Annotated in this window: 23 protein-coding genes and 1 riboswitch; of the genes, 11 read left to right on the top strand and 12 right to left on the bottom strand. The window is 65.0% G+C overall.

All coding sequences use genetic code 11. The features are described from left to right. Positions 1-54: 54 nt before the first annotated feature. Together tolB and pal are read left to right on the top strand one after the other, a co-directional pair. Positions 55-1,335, top strand: coding sequence for a Tol-Pal system beta propeller repeat protein TolB (gene tolB / locus OPU69_RS01375; RefSeq protein WP_060978836.1), 1,281 nt, complete (start codon positions 55-57; stop codon positions 1,333-1,335). Positions 1,336-1,516: 181 nt separating this feature from the next. After that, positions 1,517-2,035, top strand: a complete 519-nt coding sequence (pal, locus tag OPU69_RS01370; RefSeq protein WP_060978835.1) for a peptidoglycan-associated lipoprotein Pal — start codon at positions 1,517-1,519, stop codon at positions 2,033-2,035. A gap of 59 nt (positions 2,036-2,094) precedes the next feature. On the opposite strand, the gene OPU69_RS01365 is transcribed toward pal, so the two are convergent. Together OPU69_RS01365 and OPU69_RS01360 are read right to left on the bottom strand one after the other, a co-directional pair. Continuing rightward, entirely contained in the window at positions 2,095-3,411 is a 1,317-nt protein-coding gene (locus OPU69_RS01365; protein ID WP_060978834.1) for a dicarboxylate/amino acid:cation symporter, read from the bottom strand. Between the two features lie 134 nt (positions 3,412-3,545). Beyond that, complete coding sequence (locus OPU69_RS01360; protein ID WP_066044247.1) at positions 3,546-4,016, bottom strand: YqhG/Tai3 family protein; 471 nt, start codon at positions 4,014-4,016, stop codon at positions 3,546-3,548. Positions 4,017-4,043: 27 nt separating this feature from the next. Here OPU69_RS01360 and OPU69_RS01355 point away from each other — a divergent pair, with 27 nt between their 5' ends. Beyond that, a complete protein-coding gene (locus tag OPU69_RS01355; protein WP_156444711.1) occupies positions 4,044-4,268 on the top strand; it encodes a hypothetical protein in 225 nt (74 codons plus the stop codon). Positions 4,269-5,148: 880 nt separating this feature from the next. Here the strand turns inward: OPU69_RS01355 and OPU69_RS01350 are convergent. From OPU69_RS01350 to OPU69_RS01340, 3 genes are all read right to left on the bottom strand, one after another. Then, on the bottom strand, positions 5,149-5,613 hold the full coding sequence (locus OPU69_RS01350) for a DUF3429 domain-containing protein (RefSeq protein WP_498509020.1): 465 nt from the start codon (positions 5,611-5,613) through the stop codon (positions 5,149-5,151). Between the two features lie 9 nt (positions 5,614-5,622). Further along, entirely contained in the window at positions 5,623-6,840 is a 1,218-nt protein-coding gene (locus OPU69_RS01345) for an argininosuccinate synthase (RefSeq protein ID WP_498509019.1), read from the bottom strand. Positions 6,841-6,908: 68 nt separating this feature from the next. Then, complete coding sequence (locus OPU69_RS01340) at positions 6,909-7,481, bottom strand: TMEM165/GDT1 family protein (RefSeq protein ID WP_060978830.1); 573 nt, start codon at positions 7,479-7,481, stop codon at positions 6,909-6,911. A gap of 21 nt (positions 7,482-7,502) precedes the next feature. Continuing rightward, positions 7,503-7,680, bottom strand: a riboswitch (yybP-ykoY riboswitch). A gap of 38 nt (positions 7,681-7,718) precedes the next feature. Here OPU69_RS01340 and OPU69_RS01335 point away from each other — a divergent pair. After that, a complete protein-coding gene (locus tag OPU69_RS01335) occupies positions 7,719-8,165 on the top strand; it encodes a DUF1801 domain-containing protein (RefSeq protein ID WP_498509018.1) in 447 nt (148 codons plus the stop codon). Next, a complete protein-coding gene (locus OPU69_RS01330; protein WP_498509017.1) occupies positions 8,162-8,458 on the top strand; it encodes a ribbon-helix-helix domain-containing protein in 297 nt (98 codons plus the stop codon). The genes OPU69_RS01335 and OPU69_RS01330 overlap by 4 nt, the downstream gene beginning before the upstream one ends. Positions 8,459-8,594: 136 nt before the next feature. Here OPU69_RS01330 and murA read toward each other — a convergent pair whose 3' ends face one another. Next, complete coding sequence (gene murA / locus OPU69_RS01325) at positions 8,595-9,878, bottom strand: UDP-N-acetylglucosamine 1-carboxyvinyltransferase (protein ID WP_060978827.1); 1,284 nt, start codon at positions 9,876-9,878, stop codon at positions 8,595-8,597. 56 nt (positions 9,879-9,934) lie between these two features. Further along, entirely contained in the window at positions 9,935-10,342 is a 408-nt protein-coding gene (gene clpS / locus OPU69_RS01320; protein ID WP_081096850.1) for an ATP-dependent Clp protease adapter ClpS, read from the bottom strand. Between the two features lie 147 nt (positions 10,343-10,489). Between clpS and obgE the strand changes: the two genes are divergently transcribed. From obgE to OPU69_RS01305, 3 genes are all read left to right on the top strand, one after another. Continuing rightward, a complete protein-coding gene (gene obgE, locus OPU69_RS01315; protein ID WP_498509015.1) occupies positions 10,490-11,548 on the top strand; it encodes a GTPase ObgE in 1,059 nt (352 codons plus the stop codon). A 106-nt stretch (positions 11,549-11,654) separates the two neighbouring features. Then, the gene (proB, locus tag OPU69_RS01310) at positions 11,655-12,782 is read left to right on the top strand and encodes a glutamate 5-kinase (RefSeq protein WP_060978825.1); all 1,128 of its coding nucleotides are present in this window, start codon (positions 11,655-11,657) and stop codon (positions 12,780-12,782) included. Then, entirely contained in the window at positions 12,779-13,693 is a 915-nt protein-coding gene (locus OPU69_RS01305; RefSeq protein WP_060978824.1) for an NAD-dependent epimerase/dehydratase family protein, read from the top strand. Before proB ends, OPU69_RS01305 begins: the two co-directional genes overlap by 4 nt. Here OPU69_RS01305 and OPU69_RS01300 read toward each other — a convergent pair. Continuing rightward, positions 13,683-14,291, bottom strand: a complete 609-nt coding sequence (locus OPU69_RS01300) for a Pycsar system effector family protein (RefSeq protein WP_498509014.1) — start codon at positions 14,289-14,291, stop codon at positions 13,683-13,685. The genes OPU69_RS01305 and OPU69_RS01300 overlap by 11 nt on opposite strands. Before the next feature lie 134 nt (positions 14,292-14,425). On the opposite strand from OPU69_RS01300, the gene OPU69_RS01295 reads away from it, so the two are divergent. Together OPU69_RS01295 and spt are read left to right on the top strand one after the other, a co-directional pair. Continuing rightward, entirely contained in the window at positions 14,426-14,665 is a 240-nt protein-coding gene (locus OPU69_RS01295) for an acyl carrier protein (RefSeq protein WP_498509013.1), read from the top strand. 47 nt (positions 14,666-14,712) lie between these two features. Then, positions 14,713-15,912, top strand: coding sequence for a serine palmitoyltransferase (spt, locus tag OPU69_RS01290; protein ID WP_066046184.1), 1,200 nt, complete (start codon positions 14,713-14,715; stop codon positions 15,910-15,912). A gap of 15 nt (positions 15,913-15,927) precedes the next feature. Here the strand turns inward: spt and OPU69_RS01285 are convergent, their stop codons facing one another. Together OPU69_RS01285 and OPU69_RS01280 are read right to left on the bottom strand one after the other, a co-directional pair. Further along, the gene (locus OPU69_RS01285) at positions 15,928-16,935 is read right to left on the bottom strand and encodes an inorganic phosphate transporter (RefSeq protein ID WP_060977498.1); all 1,008 of its coding nucleotides are present in this window, start codon (positions 16,933-16,935) and stop codon (positions 15,928-15,930) included. Positions 16,936-16,950: 15 nt separating this feature from the next. Then, on the bottom strand, positions 16,951-18,105 hold the full coding sequence (locus tag OPU69_RS01280; protein ID WP_231725735.1) for a DUF47 family protein: 1,155 nt from the start codon (positions 18,103-18,105) through the stop codon (positions 16,951-16,953). Between the two features lie 162 nt (positions 18,106-18,267). Here OPU69_RS01280 and putA point away from each other — a divergent pair, with 162 nt between their 5' ends. Further along, positions 18,268-21,753: a bifunctional proline dehydrogenase/L-glutamate gamma-semialdehyde dehydrogenase PutA gene (gene putA, locus OPU69_RS01275; protein ID WP_498509012.1), complete on the top strand. Its 3,486-nt coding sequence runs from the start codon at positions 18,268-18,270 to the stop codon at positions 21,751-21,753. Positions 21,754-21,755: 2 nt separating this feature from the next. Here the strand turns inward: putA and OPU69_RS01270 are convergent, their stop codons facing one another. Both OPU69_RS01270 and OPU69_RS01265 read right to left on the bottom strand, forming a co-directional pair. After that, on the bottom strand, positions 21,756-22,925 hold the full coding sequence (locus tag OPU69_RS01270; RefSeq protein ID WP_060977496.1) for an acyl-CoA dehydrogenase family protein: 1,170 nt from the start codon (positions 22,923-22,925) through the stop codon (positions 21,756-21,758). A gap of 140 nt (positions 22,926-23,065) precedes the next feature. Next, positions 23,066-24,232 carry an acyl-CoA dehydrogenase family protein gene (locus OPU69_RS01265; protein ID WP_498509011.1) on the bottom strand — a complete coding sequence of 389 codons (1,167 nt, stop codon included), beginning with the start codon at positions 24,230-24,232 and terminating at the stop codon, positions 23,066-23,068. Between the last annotated feature and the right edge of the window lie 3 nt (positions 24,233-24,235).

Below are 24,235 nucleotides of genomic sequence, written 5' to 3'. Positions count from 1 at the left end.
CACGCTCGGGACAAACGGAGGTGGTTTGTCGGGCTCTCGCTTGGTGTGGTCGCCATGATGGCCACCCCCGCGCACGCCCAGCTGGCGGTGGATGTGGACAATGCCGGCAGCGCGGACCTCGTCATCGCGGTCCCTGCCCTTCCCACCCCGCAGAGCGAGAACACGCTCGCAGGCACCACCGAAGATCTCGGCAACCGCATCAGCGACGTCATCGCATCGGACCTCGACCGGTCGGGCCTGTTCAAGCCGATCGGGCGCAATGCGGTGAAGCGCATCACCGTCGACGAGGTCACCGCGCCGACCTTTCCCTATTGGCAGGGCCGCAGCGCCGCCGCCCTCATCCAGGGCTTTGTCAAATCGAATGGCGACGGCAAGATCACCGTGGGCTGCTATCTCTACGATGTGGCGCTGGGCAGCGAACTGACCCGCCAGGGCTTTGTCGTCGAACCGGCGGACTGGCGCCGCGCCGCGCACAAGTGCGCCGACAGCATCTATTCGCGCCTGTCGGGCGAAAGCCCGTTCTTCGACAGCCGCATCGCCTATATCGCCGAGACCGGCCCCAAGGGGAACCGCACCAAGCGGCTGGCGATCATGGATTCGGACGGCGCGAACCACCGGTTCATCACCAACGGCCAGTCGACCGCGCTGACCCCGCGTTTCTCGCCCGATTACAAGCAGATCGCGTATCTCAGCTATGTCGACGGCAACCCGCGAATCTATGTCTATGACCTCGGCACCGGTCGCCAGCGGCTGGTCACGCAGAGTCGCAACCCCACCTTCGCGCCGCGCTGGTCGCCCGATGGCAAGTATCTGCTCTATTCGATGGCGATCGGCGGCAATACCGACATCTACAAGATCTCGGCCGAAGGCGGCACGCCGGTACGGCTGACCGACGGCCCCGGCATCGATGTCGGCGGCAGCTTCTCGCCCGATGGCAGCCAGATCGTGTTCGAAAGCGATCGCAGCGGCGGCCAGCAGCTTTATGTGATGAACGCCGACGGATCGAACCAGCGCCGGATCAGCTTCGGTGGCGGTCGCTATGCCACGCCCGAATGGAGCCCGAGGGGCGACCTGATCGCCTTCACCAAGATGCAGGGCAATTTCCGCATCGGCGTGATGAGCCCGTCGGGCGGCGGCGAACGGCTGCTGACCAACAGCTGGCAGGACGAGGCCCCGACCTGGGCCCCCAATGGCCGTGTGATCCAGTTCTTCCGCACCGGACGCGGCGCGGTCAGCTCGACCGTGTGGCAGGTGGACCTGACCGGTGCGAACGAGCGCCGCCTGCCGACCCCGGTCGATGGGTCCGACCCCGCCTGGGGCCCGATCCTGCCGTGATGGAGCCTTTTATGGTTCCTGTGGGTTTACCCTTGCGATGAATGGAGTCAGACTTCCTTCAGGTTAACATTGGTTATGTTTCACAATGGGGCCCGAACGGCATGCTGCCAGACACCCCGCAATTCCCCACGGGGCCTAGTCTGTGTCGTCTGTATGGCCCCCCACAAGAAGGAGACGCTCGATGAGAACTGTCCGCAACACGCTTGTCCTGGCCACCGCCGTCATCGCATTGGGCGCTTGCGCCAAAAAGGCTCCGCCTGAGCTGCCGCCCGCGCCGGGTCCGGCAGTCGACAATTCGCAGGGACAGGACAATTCGGGCGTCGGCAATGTCGCCGTTCCCGGCAGCCAGGCCGATTTCCTCGCCAAGGTGCGCTCAGACCGCATCCTGTTCGATCTCGATCGCTACAATGTCGATGCCGACGACCAGATCACGCTGCAGAGCCAGGCGCAGTGGCTGGCGCAGTATCCTAACAAGCAGGCGATCATCGAGGGCCATGCCGACGAGCGCGGCACCCGCGATTACAACCTCGCGCTCGGCGAACGTCGCGCCAATGCAGCGAAGAACTATCTGGTCTCCTTGGGCGTCAGCGAGTCGCGCCTGCGCGTCGTCAGCTATGGCAAGGAACGCCCCGCCGCCATGGGTTCGGACGAGGCAAGCTGGGCCCAGAACCGCCGCGCGGTGACCGTGACGATCGACTGATCCGCTCGTTCAACGCTGAAATTCAAAGGGCCAGCCGTGCACAACGGCTGGCCCTTTTCTTATTCGCCGACAGGGAGATCGAGCCCGCGCTTGCCATGCTCGGGCGTGTCGTGCGGTGCATGGGGAAGCTCCATTTCGGCCGGCTCGGGCACTTCCAGCATGCCTTCCCATTTGGTGATGACGCTGGTGGCGACCGCGTTGCCGACGACGTTGGTTGCTGTGCGGCCCATGTCGAGGAACTGGTCGATGGCGAGGATGATCGCCACGCCTTCGACCGGCAGGCCGAATTGCGCGAGCGTGCCGGTGATGACCACCAGGCTCGCGCGCGGCACGGCGGCGATGCCCTTGGACGAGACCATCAGCGTCAGCAGGATCAGGATTTGCGTGGTGATTGAAAGGTCGATGCCATAAGCCTGCGCGATGAACAATGTCGCAAAGCTCATGTACATCATCGAGCCATCAAGGTTGAAGCTGTAGCCCAAGGGCAGCATGAAGCCCGAGATGCGGCGCGGCACGCCGAACCGGTCGAGCTGCTCGAACATCTTGGGCAGCGCGGCCTCCGACGAGGCGGTCGAGAAGGCGATCAGCAGCGGTTCGCGGATATAGCGGATGAGCTGCCAGATCTTGGCCCGCAGGAAAACCCAGCCCATCGTCAGCAGGATGATCCACAGCAGCACCAGCGAGGCGTAGAACTCGACCAGCAGCTCGAAATAGGTGCCCAGGATCGCAAGCCCGCTGCCTGCTACCACCTTGGCGATCGCGCCGAACACCGCGATGGGTGCAAAGCGCATCACATAGCCGGTGATCTGCAGCATCATCTCGGCCAGCGCTTCGGACCCGCGCACCAGCGCCGCGCCCTTCTCGCCAATGGCCGAAAGCGCCACGCCCGCGAACACAGAAAAGACCAGGATCTGCAGGATGTTGTTGGTCGCGAGTGCCTCGAGCGCGTTCTTGGGGAAGATCGATAGCGTGAACTCCCACGCGTCGAGTTTCTTCACCTCGCCGACCATCTTGGCGGCTTCTGCCGCTTCAGGGATCGGCGCGCCGATGCCCGGCTGGAACAGGTTGACCATCAACAGGCCGAGCCCGATCGAGATGAAGCTGGCTGTGATGAACCAGGTCAGTGCACGCACGCCGATGCGGCCCAAGGCACTGCTGTCCCCCATATGCGCAATGCCGACGACGATGGTCGAGAGCACCAGCGGCGCGACGAGCAGCTTGATGAGGTTGAGGAAGATGTCCGAGAGCAGCTTGAACGTCTTGGTGATATATTCGAACATCGGGCTGTCCGCCGCGACGCCGACATGGACGGCATAACCGACCGCCACGCCGAGCACCATGCCGGCGAAAATATACCAGGTAAGCTTGCGATCCATGGTCCTGCCCTTTTGTCCCTTGAGCGTGTCCTACCGGGCCATGGGAAATGCGCAACCCCCGTGCGGGGAGGCACAGGGTGGTCTTGAGATCGGCGGGGGGGCCAGTGAGGAGCCGCAAGGCAATTCGGACTGGCCTATTTCAGCTCCCTGCGCAGCTTGGCAGCAAAACTGGGCGTAGTCGGCGTGACGATGTCGCTGACGAACCAGCTGCCCTTGATCAACACCAGATCGACCGAATAGCGCTTCGGGCCGCCGTTGCGCATCTGCACGGTGACGCGCGCGCCAGCGTCGCCCTTGGCCACGACGGTGCTGCTGAGGAGCTTGTAATCGCTTCCGGTATCCTGACAGTCGCAAAACGGAACGGTGTCGATGACGCAGATGCCGCCCCCGGCTTCCGCACAGGCATCGTCCTTGGCGATCAGCGCCTTGAGCGCGGGCGCATAACGCGCCGACCGATAGTCGAAATCGCCGGGCAGCTTGGCATAGATGCCTTCGACATAGCGCTTGGCGGCGGCGAGTTCCGCCGGAGTGGCCGCACTGGCGGGCATGGCGGGTGCCACGAGCATCACGGCCGTTGCAGCCGCTGCGAACATCTTTCCTGTCATCGATCCCCCTTCCGATGCGCCTCGCCCATGGCGTTCAACCGCGCGTTTCAAGGCACCCAGCCTATTGCCATCGCCCGTCCGCATCAAGCGCCGCATCGCAGTCTGCACGGCGCACACGCAAAACGGGGGCCGACATTGCTGTCGGCCCCCACTGCGCCTGATCTGGCTTTCCGGATCGTTGATCCGATGCCCGTGAAAGCGGTTTCCCGCCTCAAGATGGTCTGTCTGCCGCGCCGCGAGCGGTGGGGCTGACATGTCCGTTCCAGGCTGTCGATGGTTGCACGCCCGCATCGCTGCTTGCGTGCCGCCTTCGATCCCGATCACCCTTTCAGGCGTCCGGCTTCGCGCGAGGCTTGGGTCGATTGGCCCGAGGGCCCCTGGTCCGAAGACCTTCGCCCCAAGTCCGCGCTCTGCCTGACACCCCCGGCTTGCGCCATCCGGTTCAGATCATCCGGCCCCAGCAACACCACTCCGAAAAGCCGTGCGCGTTAACCGATTGTCCTGAGCCTTAAGGCCCTGCCCCGAGGCATCGCACCGGCGGACCGCTCCATCCAGGTCTTGCGACCCGCATCTTGCCTGCCTGCCGATCATCGTCCGTCCATCCGAACCTTTTCAGACCGCCCCTTGCACTCCCTCGCACTGCTGCTCCGGAACCCTTGGGGCCATGTCTTCCAGCCTGTGCATAACACCGGCCTTCCTTCCGCACCGCTCGCTGCTGCCAGCTTCCGGTCCGGGCGGTCTCTCCAGCTCTCAAACCTGCGCTCTACATCGCTGTATTCGCTTGGTTTTTCAGACTTTCAGTCCGCTTTCCGTCTGTCCTTCCGACCTCTTGAAGGTGTCATGAGACCCGAGTCGCGACCAGCAAAATTGCATGAGTTATCCACAGCCAGCGCGGCTTCGCTGTGGATAAAATGGTGAATAGCAATGGATTAAAGTGTGCCGACACGAATGTTTCATTGGGGCGTAACAAAGGCGTTTCGGCAAGCACCACCCTCACGACGATTCGCGTTCCCCTCCCTGGCCAGGGAGGGGTTAGGGGTGGGTCGTTTGCGCCGATCGTAGCGTAATCTCGCGGACCCACCCCCTGCCCCTCCCTTTCAGGGAGGGGAGTCAGTAGCGCAATTCGCAACGGTCAGAAAATCGGGATCGCCCCCATCGGCACCACGGCGAGGACGACCAGGCAGGCAACAACGATTCCCGTCACCCGGCTGCGCATCGTGCCATAGGCCGCATCGGTCGCTCCTGCGCGCACTGCCTGCTTGTCGAGCCACCACAGCACACCGAAGCCCAAAGCGAACAGCAGCGCCGCCTCGTTGAACGGCACGAACCAGAGCGCAGCGCAGGTGCCCAGCACCACTGCATTGCTGGCGAGGAACAGATTGGGCGTCACCCGCTCGGGTGCGACCACCTGAATACCCCAGAGCGTGCCTGCCATGAACATCAGTATGGTGAACGCCCAATAGCAGGTCAGGTTCGCCGCATTGACGTCGCCAAAACCGACGACATGGCTCACCGCGCCCGCGATGAACGGCAGCGCGCCCGAATAGGTCAGGCCCTGCACCAGCAGGCGTTGATCATCCGCTCCCCGCGCCGCCATCGGCCGACCTCAGCCCTGGCGGCGGCCCAGCAGCCGCAGCCGCAGCGCGTTGAGCTTGATGAAGCCTTCCGCATCCTTCTGGTCATAGGCGCCCGCATCGTCCTCGAACGTCACCACCTTTTCGCTGTACAGCGAATAAGGCGACCTGCGGCCCACGACCCACGCATTGCCCTTGTACAGCTTCAGCCGCACCGTGCCGGTAACATGGCTCTGGCTATGGTCGATCGCCGCCTGCAGCATCTCGCGCTCGGGGCTGAACCACAGGCCGTTATAGATCAGCTCGGCATAGCGCGGCGCGAGCTCGTCCTTGAGGTGCGCCGCGCCGCGATCGAGCGTCAGTTGCTCGATGCCGCGATGCGCGATGTGATAGATCGTGCCGCCAGGCGTCTCGTACATGCCGCGCGACTTCATGCCCACGAAGCGGTTCTCGACCAGATCGAGCCGCCCGATGCCGTGCGTCTTGCCCAGATCGTTGAGCTTTGCAAGCAGCGTCGCGGGGCTCATCCCCTCGCCGTTCAGCGCGACGCCGTCGCCGCGTTCGAAATCGATAGTGATATATTCCGGCGTATCCGGACCCTCTTCGGGATGGTTGGTGCGCGAATAGACATAATCGGGGACTTCATCCCACGGGTCCTCGAGCACCTTTCCCTCGGACGAGGTGTGCAAGAGGTTGGCGTCGGTCGAAAACGGCGCTTCGCCGCGCTTGTCCTTGGCGACCGGGATCTGGTGCGCCTCGGCGAACTCGATCAGCTTCGTGCGGCTGGTCAGGTCCCATTCGCGCCAGGGGGCGATGACCTTCACATCGGGCTCGAGCGCGTAATAGCCGAGCTCGAACCGCACCTGATCGTTGCCCTTGCCGGTCGCGCCATGGCTGACCGCGTCGGCACCGACCATTTTCGCGATCTCGATCTGCCGCTTGGCGATCAGCGGCCGCGCGATCGAGGTGCCGAGCAAATAGGTGCCCTCGTACAGCGCATTGGCGCGCATCATCGGGAACACGTAATCGCGCACGAATTCCTCGCGCAGATCATCGATGAAGATGTGCTCCGGCTTCACGCCCATCATCTGCGCCTTGGCGCGCGCCGGTTCCAGCTCCTCGCCCTGGCCAAGATCGGCGGTGAAGGTCACGACCTCGCAACCATAGGTCTGCTGCAGCCATTTCAGAATGACGCTGGTATCCAGACCGCCCGAAAAGGCCAGAACGACGCGCTTGACACCTTGAGCCATGAAGCCACTTTCCTGCTGTACGAGTTTGCGCGCCGCCTAACAGCGCGGGGGCATGGGGGCAAGGGTCATCACACCCAGCCGGCGGTCTGTGCGGCGATCCACAGGCCCAGCCCCGCAAACATCAGCGCCGCGCCGATCTGCAGCGCGCGGATCGGCAAAATCCGCTCGATCCTGTGACCCAGCAGCACAGCGGGGACATTGGCGATCATCATGCCCAAAGTGGTTCCGGCGGTGACCGCGACGACATTCTGGTAATGCGCGCCCATGGCAACGGTGGCGATCTGTGTCTTGTCGCCCATCTCGACCAGGAAGAACGCGACCAGCGTGGTGACGAACACGCCCGCCCCGCGCCTTTTGGGCTCGTCATTCTCGTCGAATTTATCGGGGATCAGCGCCCACAGGCCCATCACGATGAACCCGCCGGCAATGGCGAAGCGGAAGGCGGGGCTGTCGAGCAAACCGGCGACCTGCTGCCCGACCAGCGCCGCAAGAAAATGGTTGGCAAGCGTTGCGGCGAAGATGCCGGCGATGATCGGCACCGGCTTGCGCATGCGCGCAGCGAGCAGGATCGCAAGAAGCTGGGTCTTGTCGCCCATTTCGGCGAGCGCGACCAGCGACAGCGAGGCAAGAAAGGCTTCCATCCGACGAGACTTTCAGGGCCGGGCAGCAAGTGGACACAATGGCACCATCGCCCCTGCCCGGCCGGACAATGGGTTCAGGTGTCATCGGTCTTGCCGGAAGCCGGATCCCAAGGACCCGGAAACCCTTGCGCCATGGCCTCTCGGCCAAGTGTGTTGACGCACGGACCGGCATGGCGCCGGTTGGCTACTCCCCATCAGACGTGCTAGCCTTTAGGCGGTCAGCAAGGGGGATGCAAGATGGCTGAGGCGCAGAACAAGACCGTGGCCACCAACGCGGATGTGGCGGCCTATGTCGCGGCGCTCGAGCCCGAGCGGCGGCGCGAGGAAGCAAGTGCGCTGGTCGCGCTGTACGAGCGCATCACCGGCGAACCTGCGAAGATGTGGGGGCCGAGCATGATCGGCTTCGGCTCCTATGATTACACCTATGATAGCGGCCGTAGCGGCACCGCGATGCGCTCGGGCTTCGCGCCGCGCAAGGGCAAGCACAGCATCTACCTGATGTGCGGCACTTGCGACGATGCCGCCGCGCGGCAGCAGCAAGCGCTGCTCGGCCGGCTCGGCAAGCACAAGATGGAAAAATCGTGCCTGTACATCAGCCGGCTCGATCAGGTGGACATGGGCGTATTGGAAGAGATCATCGCGAACAATGTCGCCGAAATGAACCGGCTCTACCCGCCTGCATGACGATCCCGCCCGAAGATCTGTTCCACGGCCCGGTCAAGCGCAGCATCCAGATCGCCGGTCACATGACCTCGATCAGCCTGGAGCCGCTATTCTGGGACCTGCTGAAAGCCGCCGCCGAGGCGCGGAGCCTGCCGATCAACGCCCTCGTCGCGCAGATCGATGTCGAGCGGATCGCGGTGGACGCGCCGCCCAATCTGGCGAGTGCGATAAGGCTTTGGCTGGTCAGGGATGTGATAGAGGCGCGCGGTGGCGCTGCGGATAGTCAAGCCGCACAACAGGACTCCCCTCCCTGACCAGGGGGGGGGAACGCGCGAATTGATCGGTTGGTGCTCAGCGCTTTACGTTCTCCGGCGAAAGCCGCAGCCCAGGAGCCGGATTGTGCCATCTCGCCCTGGATTCCGGCTTTCGCCGGAAAACGTGGCGCGATGATCAATCCCCGCCGACGCGTTCGATATCGGCGCCCACCGCCTGCAGCTTCTCTTCCAGCCGCTCATAGCCGCGGTCGAGATGGTACACCCGGTTAACCTCGGTCTCGCCCTCGGCCGCGAGCCCAGCGATGATCAGGCTCATCGAGGCGCGCAGGTCGGTCGCCATGACGGGCGCGCCAACCATGCGTTCGACGCCGTGCACCACCGCGGTGCGCCCCTTGACCTCGATATGCGCCCCCATGCGGTTCAGTTCGGGCACGTGCATGTAGCGGTTCTCGAAGATCGTCTCGGTCAGCACGCTTGCACCCTCGGCGAGGCACAGCATCGCCATGAACTGCGCCTGCATGTCGGTGGCAAAGCCGGGGAATGGCGCGGTCGACAGGGTGAGCGCCTGCAGCTTGCCATTGGGACGCACCGCGATGCCGTCGGCGATTTCCTCGCAATGCACGCCTGCCTGGCGCAGCGCAGCGATGGTCGCCTCCATCTCGTCGAGTTTCGCGCCGATCAGGTCGAGGGCGCTGCCGGTGATCGCGGCGGCACAGGCATAGCTGCCCGCCTCGATACGGTCGGCCATCACGCGATAGGTCGCTCCGTGCAGCCGGTCCTTGCCATGGATGACCAGGGTCGATCCGCCGATGCCCTCGATATTCGCGCCCATCGCAACGAGCAGGTTGCACAGATCGACAATCTCCGGCTCGCGCGCGGCGTTGCGCAGCGTCGACGTTCCCTTGGCCAGAACGGCGGCCATCAGCGCATTCTCGGTCGCGCCCACCGAGACAACCGGGAAGCCGAAATCGCCGCCAGGCAACCCGCCCTTGGGCGCGCGCGCGGTCACATAGCCTGCGGTAATCTCGATCTCTGCGCCCAGCGCCTCAAGCGCCTTCAGGTGCAGGTCGATCGGGCGGTTGCCGATCGCGCAGCCGCCGGGCAGCGAGACGGTCGCCTCGCCCGCGCGCGCGAGCAGCGGGCCGAGCACCAGGATCGACGCGCGCATCTTGCGCACGATGTCATAGGGCGCGACCGTGGAGGTCACCCGGCCCGCGCGCAGCGTCATCACCCGGCCGAAATCCTCGGGCCGCGCGCCCTCGATCATCGTCGAGACGCCGAGCTGGTTGAGCAGATGCCCGAAGCTGTCGACATCGGCGAGCCGCGGCAGGTTGCGCAGCGTCAGCGGCTCATCGGTCAGCAGCGCACACGGCAGCAGCGTCAGCGCGCTGTTCTTGGCTCCGGAAATCGGAATACGGCCCGAGAGCGGCTTGCCGCCGCGAATGATGATCTTGTCCATCGCCGCTGTTTAGCGGCTGCACGGGCTGGTGCAAGAGGGCGCCAAGGCGCGAAAGGTCAAACCTTCTCGAGCGTGCACTGCAGCGGGTGCTGGTTCTGCCGGGCGAAGTCCATCACCTGATTGACCTTGGTCTCGGCGACCTCGTACGTGAAGATCCCGCACACCCCGACGCCCTTCTGGTGGACGTGGAGCATGACGCGGGTCGCCTCGTCCATGTTCATGCTGAAGAAGCGCTTGAGCACGAGTACCACGAATTCCATCGGGGTATAGTCGTCGTTCAGCATCAGCACCTTGTACTGGCTGGGCTTTTTCGACTTGGCGCGGGTCTTGACCGCAATGCCGATATCGGGCGGACCGTCATCGTCTTCGCGATCGGGCCCGGCGCGCACGACCAGGCCTGCATCGCCTGCCACGATGGCAGCGAGGCGTCGGGGAGACGCTGAACGGATTGTCGTGCTGTGCATAGGTCGTCTCGAATATCGTATTTCTGAGGCCTCAGGCAAGGGGCTGCGCGCAAAATGCGACGCGCTGCCCCGTCATCCTGACGCAGCCATCTAGCGCCGATTCGGTTACTCTGGCGTTTCGCACCGCTTTCCGTTAGGGGCGCGGCCATGCATTTTCTCGATCAAGCCAAGATTTTCATTCGTTCCGGTGCGGGCGGACAGGGCGCAGTGTCCTTTCGCCGCGAAAAATATGTCGAATATGGCGGCCCCGATGGCGGCAATGGCGGCAAGGGCGGCGACATCATCTTCGAAGCGGTCAGCGGTCTCAATACGCTGATCGACTTTCGCTATACCCAGCATTTCAAGGCGAAGCGCGGCACCGGCGGCATGGGCCGCAACCGCACCGGCGCGGGCGGCGATGATCTGATCATCAAGGTGCCGGTGGGCACGCAGATCCTGTCCGAGGACAAGGAAGACGTGCTCGCCGACTTCACCCATGCCGGCCAGCGCATCACGCTGCTGCGCGGCGGCGATGGCGGGCGCGGCAACCTGAGCTACGCCACCAGCACCAACCGCGCGCCGCGCCAGCACGGGCCGGGCTGGCCGGGTGAGGAAATGTGGGTGTGGCTGCGGCTGAAGCTGATGGCCGATGCGGGGCTGGTCGGCCTGCCCAATGCGGGCAAGTCCACCTTCATTAATCAGGTGACCAACGCCCATGCCAAGGTGGGCGATTACCCGTTCACGACGCTGCGCCCGCAACTGGGCGTGGTGCGCCACCGCAATCGCGAATTCGTGCTCGCCGATATTCCCGGCCTGATCGAGGGCGCGGCGGAAGGCGCCGGGATCGGCGATCGGTTCCTCGGCCATATCGAGCGCTGCCAGGTGCTGATCCATCTGATCGACGCCAATGGCGACGATCCAGTCGAGGCGATGCGGATTGTCGATGGCGAACTGGAAAATTACGGCGCGGGGCTGGACGAGAAGCCGAAGCTGGTCGCGCTCAACAAGGGCGACCTGCTCGACGACGAACTGATGCAGCATTTCGCGAGCGAACTCGTCGCGGCGGGTGCGGACCGGGTGTTCCCGATCTCGGGTGCGACCGGCAAGGGCATCGAGCAGCTGTTCGATGCGCTGCTTGAATATTTGCCGCATGTGACCGCGACCGAACAGCCCGAAGGGGTGGACCCGGATCGCGATGACGAGCCGGGCACATGGTCGCCGGTTTGAATTTGACGAGTTAAGCCGTTCTCCGTCGAAAGCCGGAGTCTAGGGGCGAGATGGCATTGCGTTCGCTCTGGATTCCGGCTTTCGCCGGAAAACAAGGAAGAGACCGATGAACGCCCCCGCACCCCTCTCCCCCACGCAATGCCCAGTCCTCGTCGTCAAGGTCGGCTCGGCGCTGCTCGTCGCGCCCGAGGGCAAGGTGCGGCGCGAATGGCTCGCTTCGCTGGTCGCGGATATTGCCGCGCGGATCAAGGCCGGCCAGCGCATCGTCATCGTCTCCTCGGGCGCGATCGCGCTCGGCGCGCGGCGGCTCGGGTTGCCCAAGGGCGGCCGCGCGAGCCTCGAGGATGCACAGGCCGCCGCCGCGACCGGTCAGATTGCATTGAGCCAGTGCTGGGCCGAACTGCTCGGCGCACACGGCATCACCGCCGCGCAGATGCTGGTGACGCTGGACGATCTCGAGGATCGCCGCCGCTTCCTCAACGCCTCTGCGACGCTGCGCCGCCTGATCGCGCTCGATGTCGTTCCGGTGATCAACGAGAACGATTCGGTCGCGACCGAGGAGATCCGCTTCGGCGACAACGACCGGCTCGCCGCGCGCATCGCGCAGGCGGCGGGCGCGGGTGGCGTGGTGCTGCTCTCCGATGTCGACGGGCTCTATACCGCCAATCCGAAGAGCGACCCCGATGCGCGGCTGATTGAAAACGTCGCGCGGATCGATGCGCGGATCCGGTCGATGGCCGATGGCGGCTCGGCTTCGGGCATGGGATCGGGCGGCATGCTGTCGAAGCTTGAAGCCGCGCGGATCGCGACCAGCGCGGGCGCGCATCTCGCCATCGCCAATGGCACGCACGAACACCCTCTGAAGCGGCTCGACGAGACCGGGCGCTGCACCGTGTTCACCGCCGGCAAGCAGGGCAAGGGCCGCAAGCTGTGGCTGGCCGGACGGATGACCGCGCGCGGAAGGATTACGGTCGATGCCGGCGCCGTTTCCGCACTCGCCAAAGGATCGAGCCTGTTGCCAGCGGGCGCAACCGCCATTGAAGGCAAGTTCGCGCGCGGCGACGTGATCGAGATCGTGACGGCGAGCGGCGAAGTGATCGCACGCGGCCTCAGCGAATATGACGCCAGCGATGCTGCGCGCATCATCGGCCTGCGCAGCGATGGTATTGCCGAGATACTGGGCTATGCACCGCGCAGCGCACTCGTCCATCGCGACCAGATGGTGCTGCTGTGAGCGTGATCGCGATGACCGGCGGCACCGGCTTTGTCGGCGGCGCGACCATCGATCAGGCGCTTGCCGCAGGACACAGCGTTCGCGCGCTCGCCCGCAAGCCGCAACGCGAACGCGAAGGCGTCACCTGGGTGCGAGGCGCGCTCGACGATCCGGCCAGCCTTGCGCAGCTCTGCGAAGGCGCGGACGTCGCGCTGCATATCGCAGGTGTGGTCAACGCGCCCGATCGGGCAGGCTTCATCGCGGGCAACATTACCGGGACCGAGAACGTGCTCGCTGCGGCAAAAGCGGCGGGCGTCGATCGCTTCGTTCATGTCTCGTCGCTGGCAGCGCGCGAGCGCGCCCTGTCCAACTATTGCTGGTCCAAGGCCGAGGCCGAGGACCGCGTCACCGCCTCCGGCCTAGACTGGATCATGGTGCGCCCGCCTGCCGTCTATGGCCCGGGCGATACCGAGATGCTCGACCTGTTCCGCATGGCGGCAAAAGGCTTGGTCATGCTGCCGCCGAGCGGGCGCATGTCGGTGATCCATGTCGCCGATCTGGCCGCCTTGCTGGTGCGGCTCGCGGGCGGCGCGGGCGATGTGCACGCGATCTACGAGGCCGATGACGGAACCCCGCAGGGCTGGAGCCATGAGGGCTTTGCCGATGCGCTGGGCCGCGCGGTGGGGCGCAAGGTGCGCACCGCGCGCGCGCCGAAGCCGGCCCTGTTCATGGCAGCGCGCGCCGACCGGCTGCTGCGCGGCAAGAAAGCCAAGCTGACACCCGATCGTGCGCGCTATATCGCGCATAGCGACTGGACATCCGATCCGCTGCGTCGCCCGCCGCGCGATCTGTGGCAACCGGAAGTAGCGACGCCGAAAGGGCTGGCCGAAACCGCGCGCTGGTATCGCGCCAACGGGTGGCTCAAACGCTGATGAGCGGGTGCCCGAGAGCCATTTCGACGACGAACAGCGCAAAGGTGATGCTGAGACCAATCAGGAACAGCCGATAGGCAAGGCCCAGATAGCGGTATTTTTTGTGCTGCAGCACCATGCCGTTCTGGTGCACGTCGCGCAGCATGGTGCGGAAGATCGTCTCGTCCATGTGCAGATGGTCGATCACCAGATCGGCGAAATCATCCTCGGTCATCTGCGAGAAATTGCCGAAAAACATGAAATTGGTCGCCCCGGGCGGCACGTCGGCCTTCGGCTTGGGCGTGCCGCGCACGGAGGGCAGGATCGCGAACACCGCGCACATGGCCGACAGGAAGGCGAACAGCGCCAGCACCATCAGCGGCAGGCTGACATTGCCGCCGCGCGCCTGGCCGACTGCGATGGTGAACACCACGAACGTCGCACCCATCAGGATGCTCGCCTTCTGATCGGCCATCTGGCTCAGGGACAGGTTGGTCTGCACCGAGGTACGGATGAGGTGAATCGCGTGCGGAGAGAAGGTGTGCGGCGTCTGCGGCCAGGGGCTCGGGATCGCCGGACGGCTCGCATCGACTCGCATTTTCACCCCACCCTCTTCCATGACAGATTGATGACACAGCCGCACTGCGCTTGACAAGCGCCCCTGCACTGCCCTTCTGGCTGCAACAAGCTGCCGCGATTGTGCCGCATTCGCGGGGCATGGGCAGAGACAACCGTTACGGATGAAAGCACGACATGACCGACACCGCCATTTATGACCGGATCGCTGCGCAGATCGAACCCTTCAACAAGAAGGGCATCGCGCTCACCGAGAGCACCACCTTCGCCTCCGATCTGGAATGGGACAGCCTCACCGTCATGGATTTCGTCGCCGCGATCGAGGACGAGTTCGATATCATCATCACCATGAACATGCAGGCCGAGATCGAGACCGTCGGCCAGCTGGTCGCCGCGGTCGAGAAGCTCACCGCCTGACCCCGCGCTATCGTGCGCACCTTCCCCAACCGTGTAGAGACCCCCGAATGACCGACCTGTTTTCCAAGTTCGACGCCCTGATCGGCGAGCGCGAGGCGCTGCTTTCCACCGGCGTGCGCGATCCCTTCTCGCTGGTGATGGAATCGGTCAAATCGCCCACGGTCGCGATGTGCAACGGCAAGGAGACGATCCTGCTGGGCACCTACAACTATATGGGCATGACCTTTGACGACGACGTGCTCGAAGCCGGCAAGCAGGCGCTCGACAGTTTCGGATCGGGCACCACCGGCAGCCGCGTGCTCAATGGCACCTATGCCGGACACCGCGAGTGCGAGGAAGCGCTGAAGGAATTCTATGGGATGGACCATGCCATGGTCTTTTCCACCGGATACCAGGCGAATCTGGGCATCATCTCGACCATGGCGGGCAAGGACGATTACATCATCCTCGATATCGACAGCCATGCCTCGATCTATGACGGCTGCGCTCTCGGCAATGCACAGATCGTCGCCTTCCGCCACAATGATGTCGAGGCGCTGGAAAAGCGGCTGAAGCGCCTGCCCCCCGAAGCGGGCAAGCTGGTGGTGCTCGAAGGCGTCTATTCGATGCTGGGCGACATCGCCCCGCTCAAGGAAATGGTCGCGGTGTCCAAGGCCGCAGGCGCAATGGTGCTGGTCGACGAGGCGCATTCGATGGGCTTTATCGGCGAACATGGCCGCGGCGTCGCCGAAGCTGCGGGCGTGATCGACGATGTCGATTTCATCATCGGCACGTTCAGCAAGTCGGTCGGCACGGTCGGCGGTTTCTGTGTGTCGAACCACCCCAAGTTCGAGGTGCTGCGCCTCGTCTGCCGCCCCTATGTCTTCACCGCCAGCCTGCCGCCCAGCGTCGTCGCCACCGCCGCGACCAGCATCCGCAAGCTGATGCACGCGGGCAACAAGCGCGCGCATCTTTGGGAGAACAGCAAGCGCCTGCACCAGGGCCTGCGCGATCTCGGCTTCTCGCTCGGCACGCCCGAGGCACAGAGCGGCATCATCGCGGTGATCATGCCCGACATGCTCAAGGGCGCACAGATGTGGGAGGCGCTGCTCGAACGCGGCCTCTACGTCAACCTCGCCCGCCCGCCCGCAACCCCTGCCGGCATGACACTGCTGCGCTGCTCGCTCTGCGCCGAGCATTCAAGCGAGCAGGTCACGCAAATCCTTGGTATCTTCGAGGCAGCGGGCAAGGATGTCGGGATCATCTGATCCCGGCAGTACCAATCAACCCCAGATCGTCGTCAGCCAGTAGAACAGCGCGCCGACCGCGGCCGAAGCGGGGATGGTGATCAGCCAGGCGATGACGACGCGCCCGGCGACGCCCCAGCGCACTGCAGACGCGCGCCGCGCCGCGCCCACGCCAACGACGCAGCCGGTGATCGTATGCGTGGTCGAGACCGGAATGCCGAACGCCGTCGCGGCGAACAGCATCACCGATCCGCCCGACGAGGCGCAGAAACCCTGCTGGTGCGACAGCTTGGTAATGCGCGTGCCCATGGTCTCGATGATTTTCCACCCGCCCGACAGCGTGCCAAGTGCGATGGCGATGTAGCAGCTCAGCACCACCCATTCGGGCACCGCGAACTCGCCCTCCAGCATGCCCTGCGAATAGAGCAGCACCGTGATGATCCCCATCGTCTTCTGCGCGTCGTTCGCGCCATGGCCCAGCGAATAGGCGGCGGACGAGACCAGGTGCAGCTTCTTGAACACGCCCTCGGCCCGCTTGGCGGTGGCGCGCAGGAAAATCCAGGAGGTGAGCACCACCAGCAGGATCGACAGGATCATGCCGATCGTTGGCGACAGCACGATCGCCGAGGCGGTCTTGAGCACCCCCGACCAGACGATGCCGTCAAGCCCGGCGCGCATCACCCCTGCGCCGATCAGCCCGCCGACCAGGGCATGGCTCGACGAGGACGGGATGCCCTTCCACCAGGTGACGACGTTCCAGAACATCGCCCCGACCAGCGCGCCGAAGATCACCTGCGGGTTGACGATATCGGCATCGATAATGCCCTTGCCGATCGTCTCGGCGACCTTGAGCCCGAAGATCCAATAGGCCGCGAAATTGAAGAACGCCGCGAACAGCACCGCGTGCACGGGCTTGAGCAGCCGGGTCGACACCACTGTGGCGATCGAATTGGCCGCATCGTGCAGGCCATTGAGAAAGTCGAACGCCAGCGCGAGCGCGATCAGCGCGATCAGCAGCGGCATGGCAATGATGGTGGTTTCCATGGGGTGCGGCGCGCGTCAGGCGTGGTCGATGACGAGACCGTCGATCTCGTTGGCAACATCCTCGAACCGGTCGACCACGCGCTCCAGATGCATGAACAGCTCGCGCCCGACGGTGAACTGGATGGGGCTCGCCGCGCCATGTTCCTTGAACAATGCCTTCAGCCCGCGCGCATGGATCTCGTCGGCATGGCCTTCCATGATGACGAGGCGTTCGGTCAGTTCGTGCAGCCGCTGCGCGTTCTTGTTGACGCTGCGCAGCAGCGGCAGCGCCTCGACCGTGATCCGCGCGCAATCGACGATGATCGCGGCGATATCCTTCATCTCCTGCTTGAACTCGGTCACCTCGTAGAGGTCGATCGCGCCTGCGGTCTTCTGCATCTCGTCGATGGCATCGTCCATCGCGCCGATCAGGCTGGTAATCGCGCTGCGGTCGAACGGGGTGAGGAAGGTGCGGCGCACGGTCTGCAGCACCTCACGGGTGATCTGGTCGGCCTCATGCTCGCGCTCGACCAGCTCCTGCACATGATCGGCCATGCCCGGACCGCCATTGAGCAGCCGCGCCAGCGCGTTGGAGCCCGACAGCAGGGTCAGTGCATGCGCCTCGAACAGCTCGAAGAAATTGCCCTGCTTGGGCAGAAGGGCCTGAACCCAGGAAAAAACCGCCATTTTCGGTGAAGCCTTTTGCGTATCCGGAAGAAAACCACCCTTGGCGATGCGACGATCGGCGTCGCTGGCGCGGAAGCGGCGGATCAGTTCGGCGAGCTCGGGCTCATCCACCATCTGCGCGGCTTCTTCCAGCGAGAACCATTGCCGGTCGCGCTGGTCCTGCTCTTCCCATTCGTCCATCACGTCGGTCACCGAGAAGGGGAACACCTCGACCGTCACATTGAGCATCGCGCCGTTCTTGCGCTTCTTGCGATAGCGATAGCTGCCGAGCGGCGTCGGGCAGGCCGCACCGCGAACCCCCGCCTCTTCCTCCGCCTCGTGCGCGGCGGCGGCGTGCGGTTGCAGCCCTTCGATCATGTTGCCCTTGGGCAGCACCCAGCGCCGCGTCTCGCGCGAGGTGACGAGCAGGATCGTCACCGGCGCGTTCACATCGTCACGCGCCGTGCGATACGGCAATGCAGCTATCTGGCGAATGGCGTGTCCCCTGTCACAAAACCGCCGCATATCTGTAACAATTGCCGGTGCAAAGCGATTTCTGCCCGTTTTGGCGGCGTTCCATGCGGCTACCCACCGCTTTGTGACGCATGGCGCCTTGCAAGGCTTCAATTGCCCGCAAATATCTGTAAGGGGCAGCGCCATGGTCCTCCCCGGAAAAGGCCGACACCCATGACCGAATTGCTTGCGCTGCGCGATGCCGTGCGCGCTCACCATCGTGCCGATGAAGGCGCGGTGCTCGATTATCTGATGGCGAACTACGCCCCCTCGCCCGAGCTGCGTGCGCGCATCCGTGCGCGCGCGGTGCGCGTGGTCGAGGATGTCCGCGCCGCCTCGGGCCCGACGCTGATGGAAAGCTTCCTCGGCACCTATGGCCTGTCGAGCGACGAGGGCCTCGCGCTGATGACGCTGGCCGAGGCGCTGCTGCGCGTACCCGATGCCGAGACCATCGACGACCTCATCGAGGACAAGATCAGCCCTGCCAACTGGCGCGAGCATTTCGGCAAGTCGGAAAACACTTTGGTCAATGCCAGCACCTTTGCGCTTTCCATGACGCAGTCGGTGCTCGAAGGCCCGTCGAGCAAGGGTCCGCTCGATGCGCTGCGCGGGGCGATCAAGCGGCTGGGCGAACCGGTGATCCGCGCTGCCGTGCGCCGCGCGATGAAGGAGCTGGGCAACCAGTTCGTGCTCGGCGAGGACATGGACGAGGCGCTCAAGCGCTCGCGCAAATGGGCGGCGGAAGGCGCGACCTTCAGCTATGACATGCTCGGCGAGGCCGCGCTCACCTTCCCCGATGCCGACCGCTATTTCGCATCGTACATGAACGCGATCCGCGCGATCGCCGATGCCGCCAAGACCGACGACATGCGGACCAATCCGGGCTTGTCGATCAAGCTCTCCGCGCTCTACCCGCGCTACGAGATGAGCAAGGCAGACGAATGCGTCCCCGCGCTCGCTGACCGGGTGCTCGAACTCGCCCGCGCCGCGCGCGATGCGAAGATCGGGCTCAATATCGATGCCGAGGAAGCCTATCGCCTGGGCATGTCGCTCGACATCATCAAGCTGGTGATGAACGATCCCACGCTCGCGGGCTGGGATGGCCTGGGCGTTGTCGTCCAGGCCTTCGGGCGTCGTGCCAGCTTCGTCATCGACTGGCTGTACAAGCTAGCGGAATCGCTCGACCGCAAGATCATGGTGCGGCTGGTCAAGGGTGCCTATTGGGACAGCGAGATCAAGCGCGCGCAGGTCGATGGCGTGCCCGATTTTCCGGTGTTCACCAGCAAGGCCGCGACCGACATATCCTATATTTGCTGCGCCGCGCAGCTGCTGCGGCTCACCGACCGCATCTATCCGCAATTCGCCACGCACAATGCGCACAGCGTCGCGGCGATCCTGGAGATGGCCGGCAACCGCGACGATTTCGAGTTCCAGCGCCTCCACGGCATGGGTGAACCGCTGCACCATGCGCTGCTGCGCAACGAAAAGGTCCGCTCGCGCATCTATGCACCGGTCGGGCGCCACCGCGAACTGCTCGCCTATCTGGTGCGCCGCCTGCTGGAGAACGGCGCGAATAGCTCGTTCGTCAACCAGCTCGCCAACCATGCCGTGCCCGCCGAGGCGATCGCTGCCGACCCGTTCGAGCAGCTCGATGCGGCGCGCGCCGAGGCCGATGCGAAGATCATCCGCCCCGCCGCGATCTATGCCCCGTCGCGCGTCAATTCGCGCGGCTGGGACCTCGCCAACCGCGCGGACCTCAATGAATTCCTCGAATCGCGCGGGGCGTTTGCCGACCATCAGTGGCAGGCCGCCCCGATCCTCGCGGTCGAAGCGGGTTCGGGCACAGCACCGCGCGAGGTGTTCAGCCCCGCCCAGACCGACCGGCAGGTGGGCACCGTCACCGATGCCGGCGAAGCCGAGGCCAGGGCCGCGATCGCCGCCGCGCGCATCTGGGACACGCCGGTGGCCGAACGTGCCGCAGCGCTGACCCGCGCTGCCGATCTGTTCGAAGCGAACCATGGCGAGATTTTCGCGCTGCTCGCGCGCGAGGCAGGCAAGTGCGCACCCGACGCCATTGCCGAATTGCGCGAGGCGGTCGATTTCCTGCGCTATTATGCCGCCGAGGCGCTCGCCGCGCCCGCATCGAGCCCACGCGGAATCATCACCTGCATCTCGCCCTGGAATTTCCCGCTGGCGATCTTCACGGGGCAGATTGCCGCCGCGCTCGCCATGGGCAATGCCGTGCTGGCAAAACCGGCGGAACAATCGCCGCTAATCGCACATCTCGCCACGCGGCTGCTGCACGAGGCGGGCGTTCCCGTCACCGCGCTTCAGCTGCTGCCGGGACCGGGCCGGGTGGTCGGCGCGGTGCTGACCAGCGATCCGGCGATCGCCGGCACCTGCTTCACCGGATCGACTGCGACCGCGCAGACGATCAACCGCGCCATGGCCGAAGGCTGCGCCCCCGATGCGATGCTGATCGCCGAGACCGGTGGCCTCAACGCGATGATCGTCGATTCGACCGCTTTGCCCGAACAGGCGGTGCGCGATATCGTCGCCTCGGCCTTCCAGTCGGCGGGCCAGCGCTGCTCAGCCCTGCGCATGCTTTACGTGCAGCGCGATATTGCCGATTCGCTGAAGGAAATGCTGTTTGGCGCGATGGATGCGCTGACGCTCGGCGATCCGTGGTGGCTGGCCAATGATGTCGGCCCGGTGATCGACCAGTCGGCGCGCGAGAAGATCGCCGCGCATATCGAGGCGGCGCGGCGCGACGGCCGGTTGCTGAAGCAGCTCGATGCGCCCGAGACCGGCTGGTTCGTAGGCCCCGCCGCGATCGCGGTAAACGGCATCGAGGATCTGGCCGAGGAAATCTTTGGGCCCGTGCTGCACATCGCGACCTTCGAGGCGGGCGAGATCGACGCGCTGGTCGAGCGGATCAACGCGCGCGGCTATGGCCTGACCTTCGGGCTGCAGACGCGCATCGATGCCCGTGTCGACGCGATCACCGCACGCATCCATGCGGGCAACATGTACGTCAACCGCAACCAGATCGGCGCGGTCGTGGGCGCGCAGCCCTTTGGCGGCGAAGGGCTTTCGGGCACCGGCCCCAAGGCGGGCGGGCCGCGCTATCTGCCGCGCTTTGCTGATGCCGAAGGACCGCAGATCGACCTGCCGCCGCTGACGCGGATCGCAGGCCAGGCCGAGGTCGAGGCGGCGCTCGCTGCGCTGCCGCGCGTCACTGAGCTGCCCCTCGACACGCAGACCATGCCGGGGCCGACGGGCGAATCGAACGTGCTATCGACCTTCGCGCGCGGGCGGGTGCTGTGCCTCGGGCCGAGCGTCGAGGCGGCAACGCAGCAGGCGGAAATCGCGCGCGGCGAGGGCTGTGCGGCGCTGATCGTGGTGCCGGGCGCCAAGGGGCCGCATGCGATCGACGGCTTTATCGAGCGCCCCGATCTGCAGCGCATCCAGGGCTTCGACGCGGTCGCCATCTGGAGCACCAGCGAAGACCAGCGCGCGATCCGCAAGGCGCTGGCCGCGCGCGAGGGTGCCATCCTGCCGCTGCTGACCGAGGCCGGTTTCGCGCCGCGCTGCGTGCACGAACGCCATGTCTGCATCGATACGACCGCGGCAGGCGGGAACGTCTCGCTGCTGGCCTGAGGTCAGAGCATCGCGAGGTCGGTCGGCAGTCCCATCGCGACGCGGCCGACCAGCTCGTACACGCTGCTCGCGGTGGCGATATGCTGGGTCGCGACATGCGCGTCGCGAAAGCGGCGCTGCAGGTTGCTGGTCATATACACCGCGCTGCCGCCGCCGATCGTGAACGCGGTCTTCGCCACCTCGGCTGAAGTCTCGGTGGCATAGGTCGCGGCAAGGCGCAGCAGCGCGCGCTCCTCGGGCGAGAGCTCGCCGCGCGCGGTCGCGCCGTGCCAGCAGGCTTCGACGCATTCGCGCAGATAGGCCTCGGCCCCGCCGAGCTTCGCCTGTGCGCGCATCAGTTCGGTCTGCACGACGCCGCGTTCGGCGAGGCTGCGCTGCCCCCCTTGCGGCTTCTTGGCCTTGGCGAGCGCCTCGATCTCGTCGAGCGCGCCCGCCGCATTGCCCAGAGCGACCGACGCGACGCCAAGCGCCAGCAGGCCAAAGATCGGGAACTGATACAGCGCACCCGGCTCGACCGGCTTGTCCGCGATCAGCGACACGCTGCGCTCCTTGGGCACGATAATGTCCTTCACCGCGAAATCGCCCGAGCCGGTGCCCTTCATCCCCATGACATGCCAGGTATCGAGCAGTTCGGCCTGCTCTGCCGGGAAGATCATCATCCGGTGATAGGGTGCGCCATTGTCGAAGCGCTGCAGTTCGCCGTCCTTGAAGATCATCGCGCCGCCCGACAGCCAATCGCAATTGGCGCTGCCCGATCCCCATTGCCAGCGGCCCGAGACGACATAATGATCGCCCCTGTCATCCGCCCGGCCCATCGGCGCGAACACGCCGCCGGTGATCGAATGCGGGTCGGCATAAATCTCCTTCGCCACATCGTGCGCGAGATAGGCCGCGTTGAGCGCGGTGGTCGATCCGATCATCGCGCACCAGCCCGCGCTGGCTTCCGCGCGCGCGATGGCGTGCAGCACCGCGACCATCTCCATCGGCGTCAGCTCCAGCCCCTGCAGGCTCTTGGGGCGCAGGATGTTGAACGCACCGGCCTTCGCCATCGACTGCGCAATATCGGCAGGAAGATGCCGCGTCTGCTCGATCTCGTCCGCGCGCGAGGCGATGCCCGGCAGCAGCATGGCGATGGCATGGCCCAGCGGCTCTATGCTTTCAAGTGGTTGCATCTCGTTCCTTCGCCCTTCCCTAACCGTCATCCTGAACTTGTTTCAGGATCCATTTTGCGATGTCTCTCCATCTTTGCCTGGAGGCACAATGGACCCTGAAACAAGTTCAGGGTGACGAGAAAACCTCCGTCGCGCTTCGCCTATAACCGCATCAGGCTCGCCAGATTGTTGCGCTGCATGTCGCTCGATCCGCCGACGATCGGCATGCCCAGCAGGTCGCGGACATGGCGCTCCATCTCGTACGCGTCGCTGAGCGCGTACGACCCCATCACCTGCTGGCAGGTCAGTGCGATCTCCACCCCGGTATCGGCGACGAACAGCTTGGCCATGCTGGTCTCCACCGAACAGGGCCGACCTTCGTTGGCCAGCCACGCGGCGTGATACAGCAGATGCCGCGCGGCCTGCCATTTGGTCTTCGCGGTGACCAGCTTGTTCCGGATCGCCTGATGCTGGCTGATCGGCTTGCCGAACTGCACCCGCTCCTGCGCATAGGCCCAGGCCTCGTCGATCGCGGCGCGCGCGATGCCGAGCGCGACGGCGGAAATCTCGAGCTTCTCGACATCGAGCGCGCGGCCCGCGAGCAGCTTCCAGCCCTGGTTCCACATCGCCTCGCCGCCGACAATGGCGCTCACGGGCAGCCGCACATTGTCGAAATACACGTCCTGGCTGTGCGTGTAGCGCAGATTGACGTGCTCGATGTCCTGCATCGTCACGCCGGGCGCTTTCGTCGGCACCAGCACGAACGAGAGGTTGCGATAGCGCTCTTCCACCGGGCCGGAACGCACGAGGCAATAGATGTAATCGGCCCAGTCTGCGCCGGTGCACCAGCGCTTGGCACCGTTGATGACGATCTCGTCACCCTCGCGCACCGCGCGCGTCTCGACGCTCGCCAGGTCGCCGCCGACATTGGGTTCGGACAGGCCATAGGCGAAGAACATTTCACCCTTGGCCAGACGTGGCAGGAACTCGGCCTTCTGCTCGGGCGAACCGTTTTCGCTCAGGTTCATTCCGCCATAGAAGCTGGTATGGATGAAAGGACCTGCGAGGCACGGCCCGGCGGTCGCCAGTTCCTCGATCACCGCGATGGCGGCGACCAGATCCTGCCCTGCCCCGCCATGTTCCTCGGGCACTGTAAGTGCCGTAAGCCCCAGTTCGTTGAGTTTCGCATAGACATCGCGCGGCCATTCCGCCGCCCTGTCCCAGGCCTGCCGCGCCTCGCGCGGGGCATGATCGGCGATGAACCGCTGGATCGTGGTGCGCAGGGCGCTGACGTGCTCGGGCTCGTCGGTGAAGCTCTGGAGGGTCATGCT

It is taken from the genome of Blastomonas sp. 34TW (assembly GCF_059803595.1).
The sequence above is the reverse complement of the archived record's forward strand: the minus strand, read 5'-3'. Positions and strand labels throughout refer to the sequence as shown.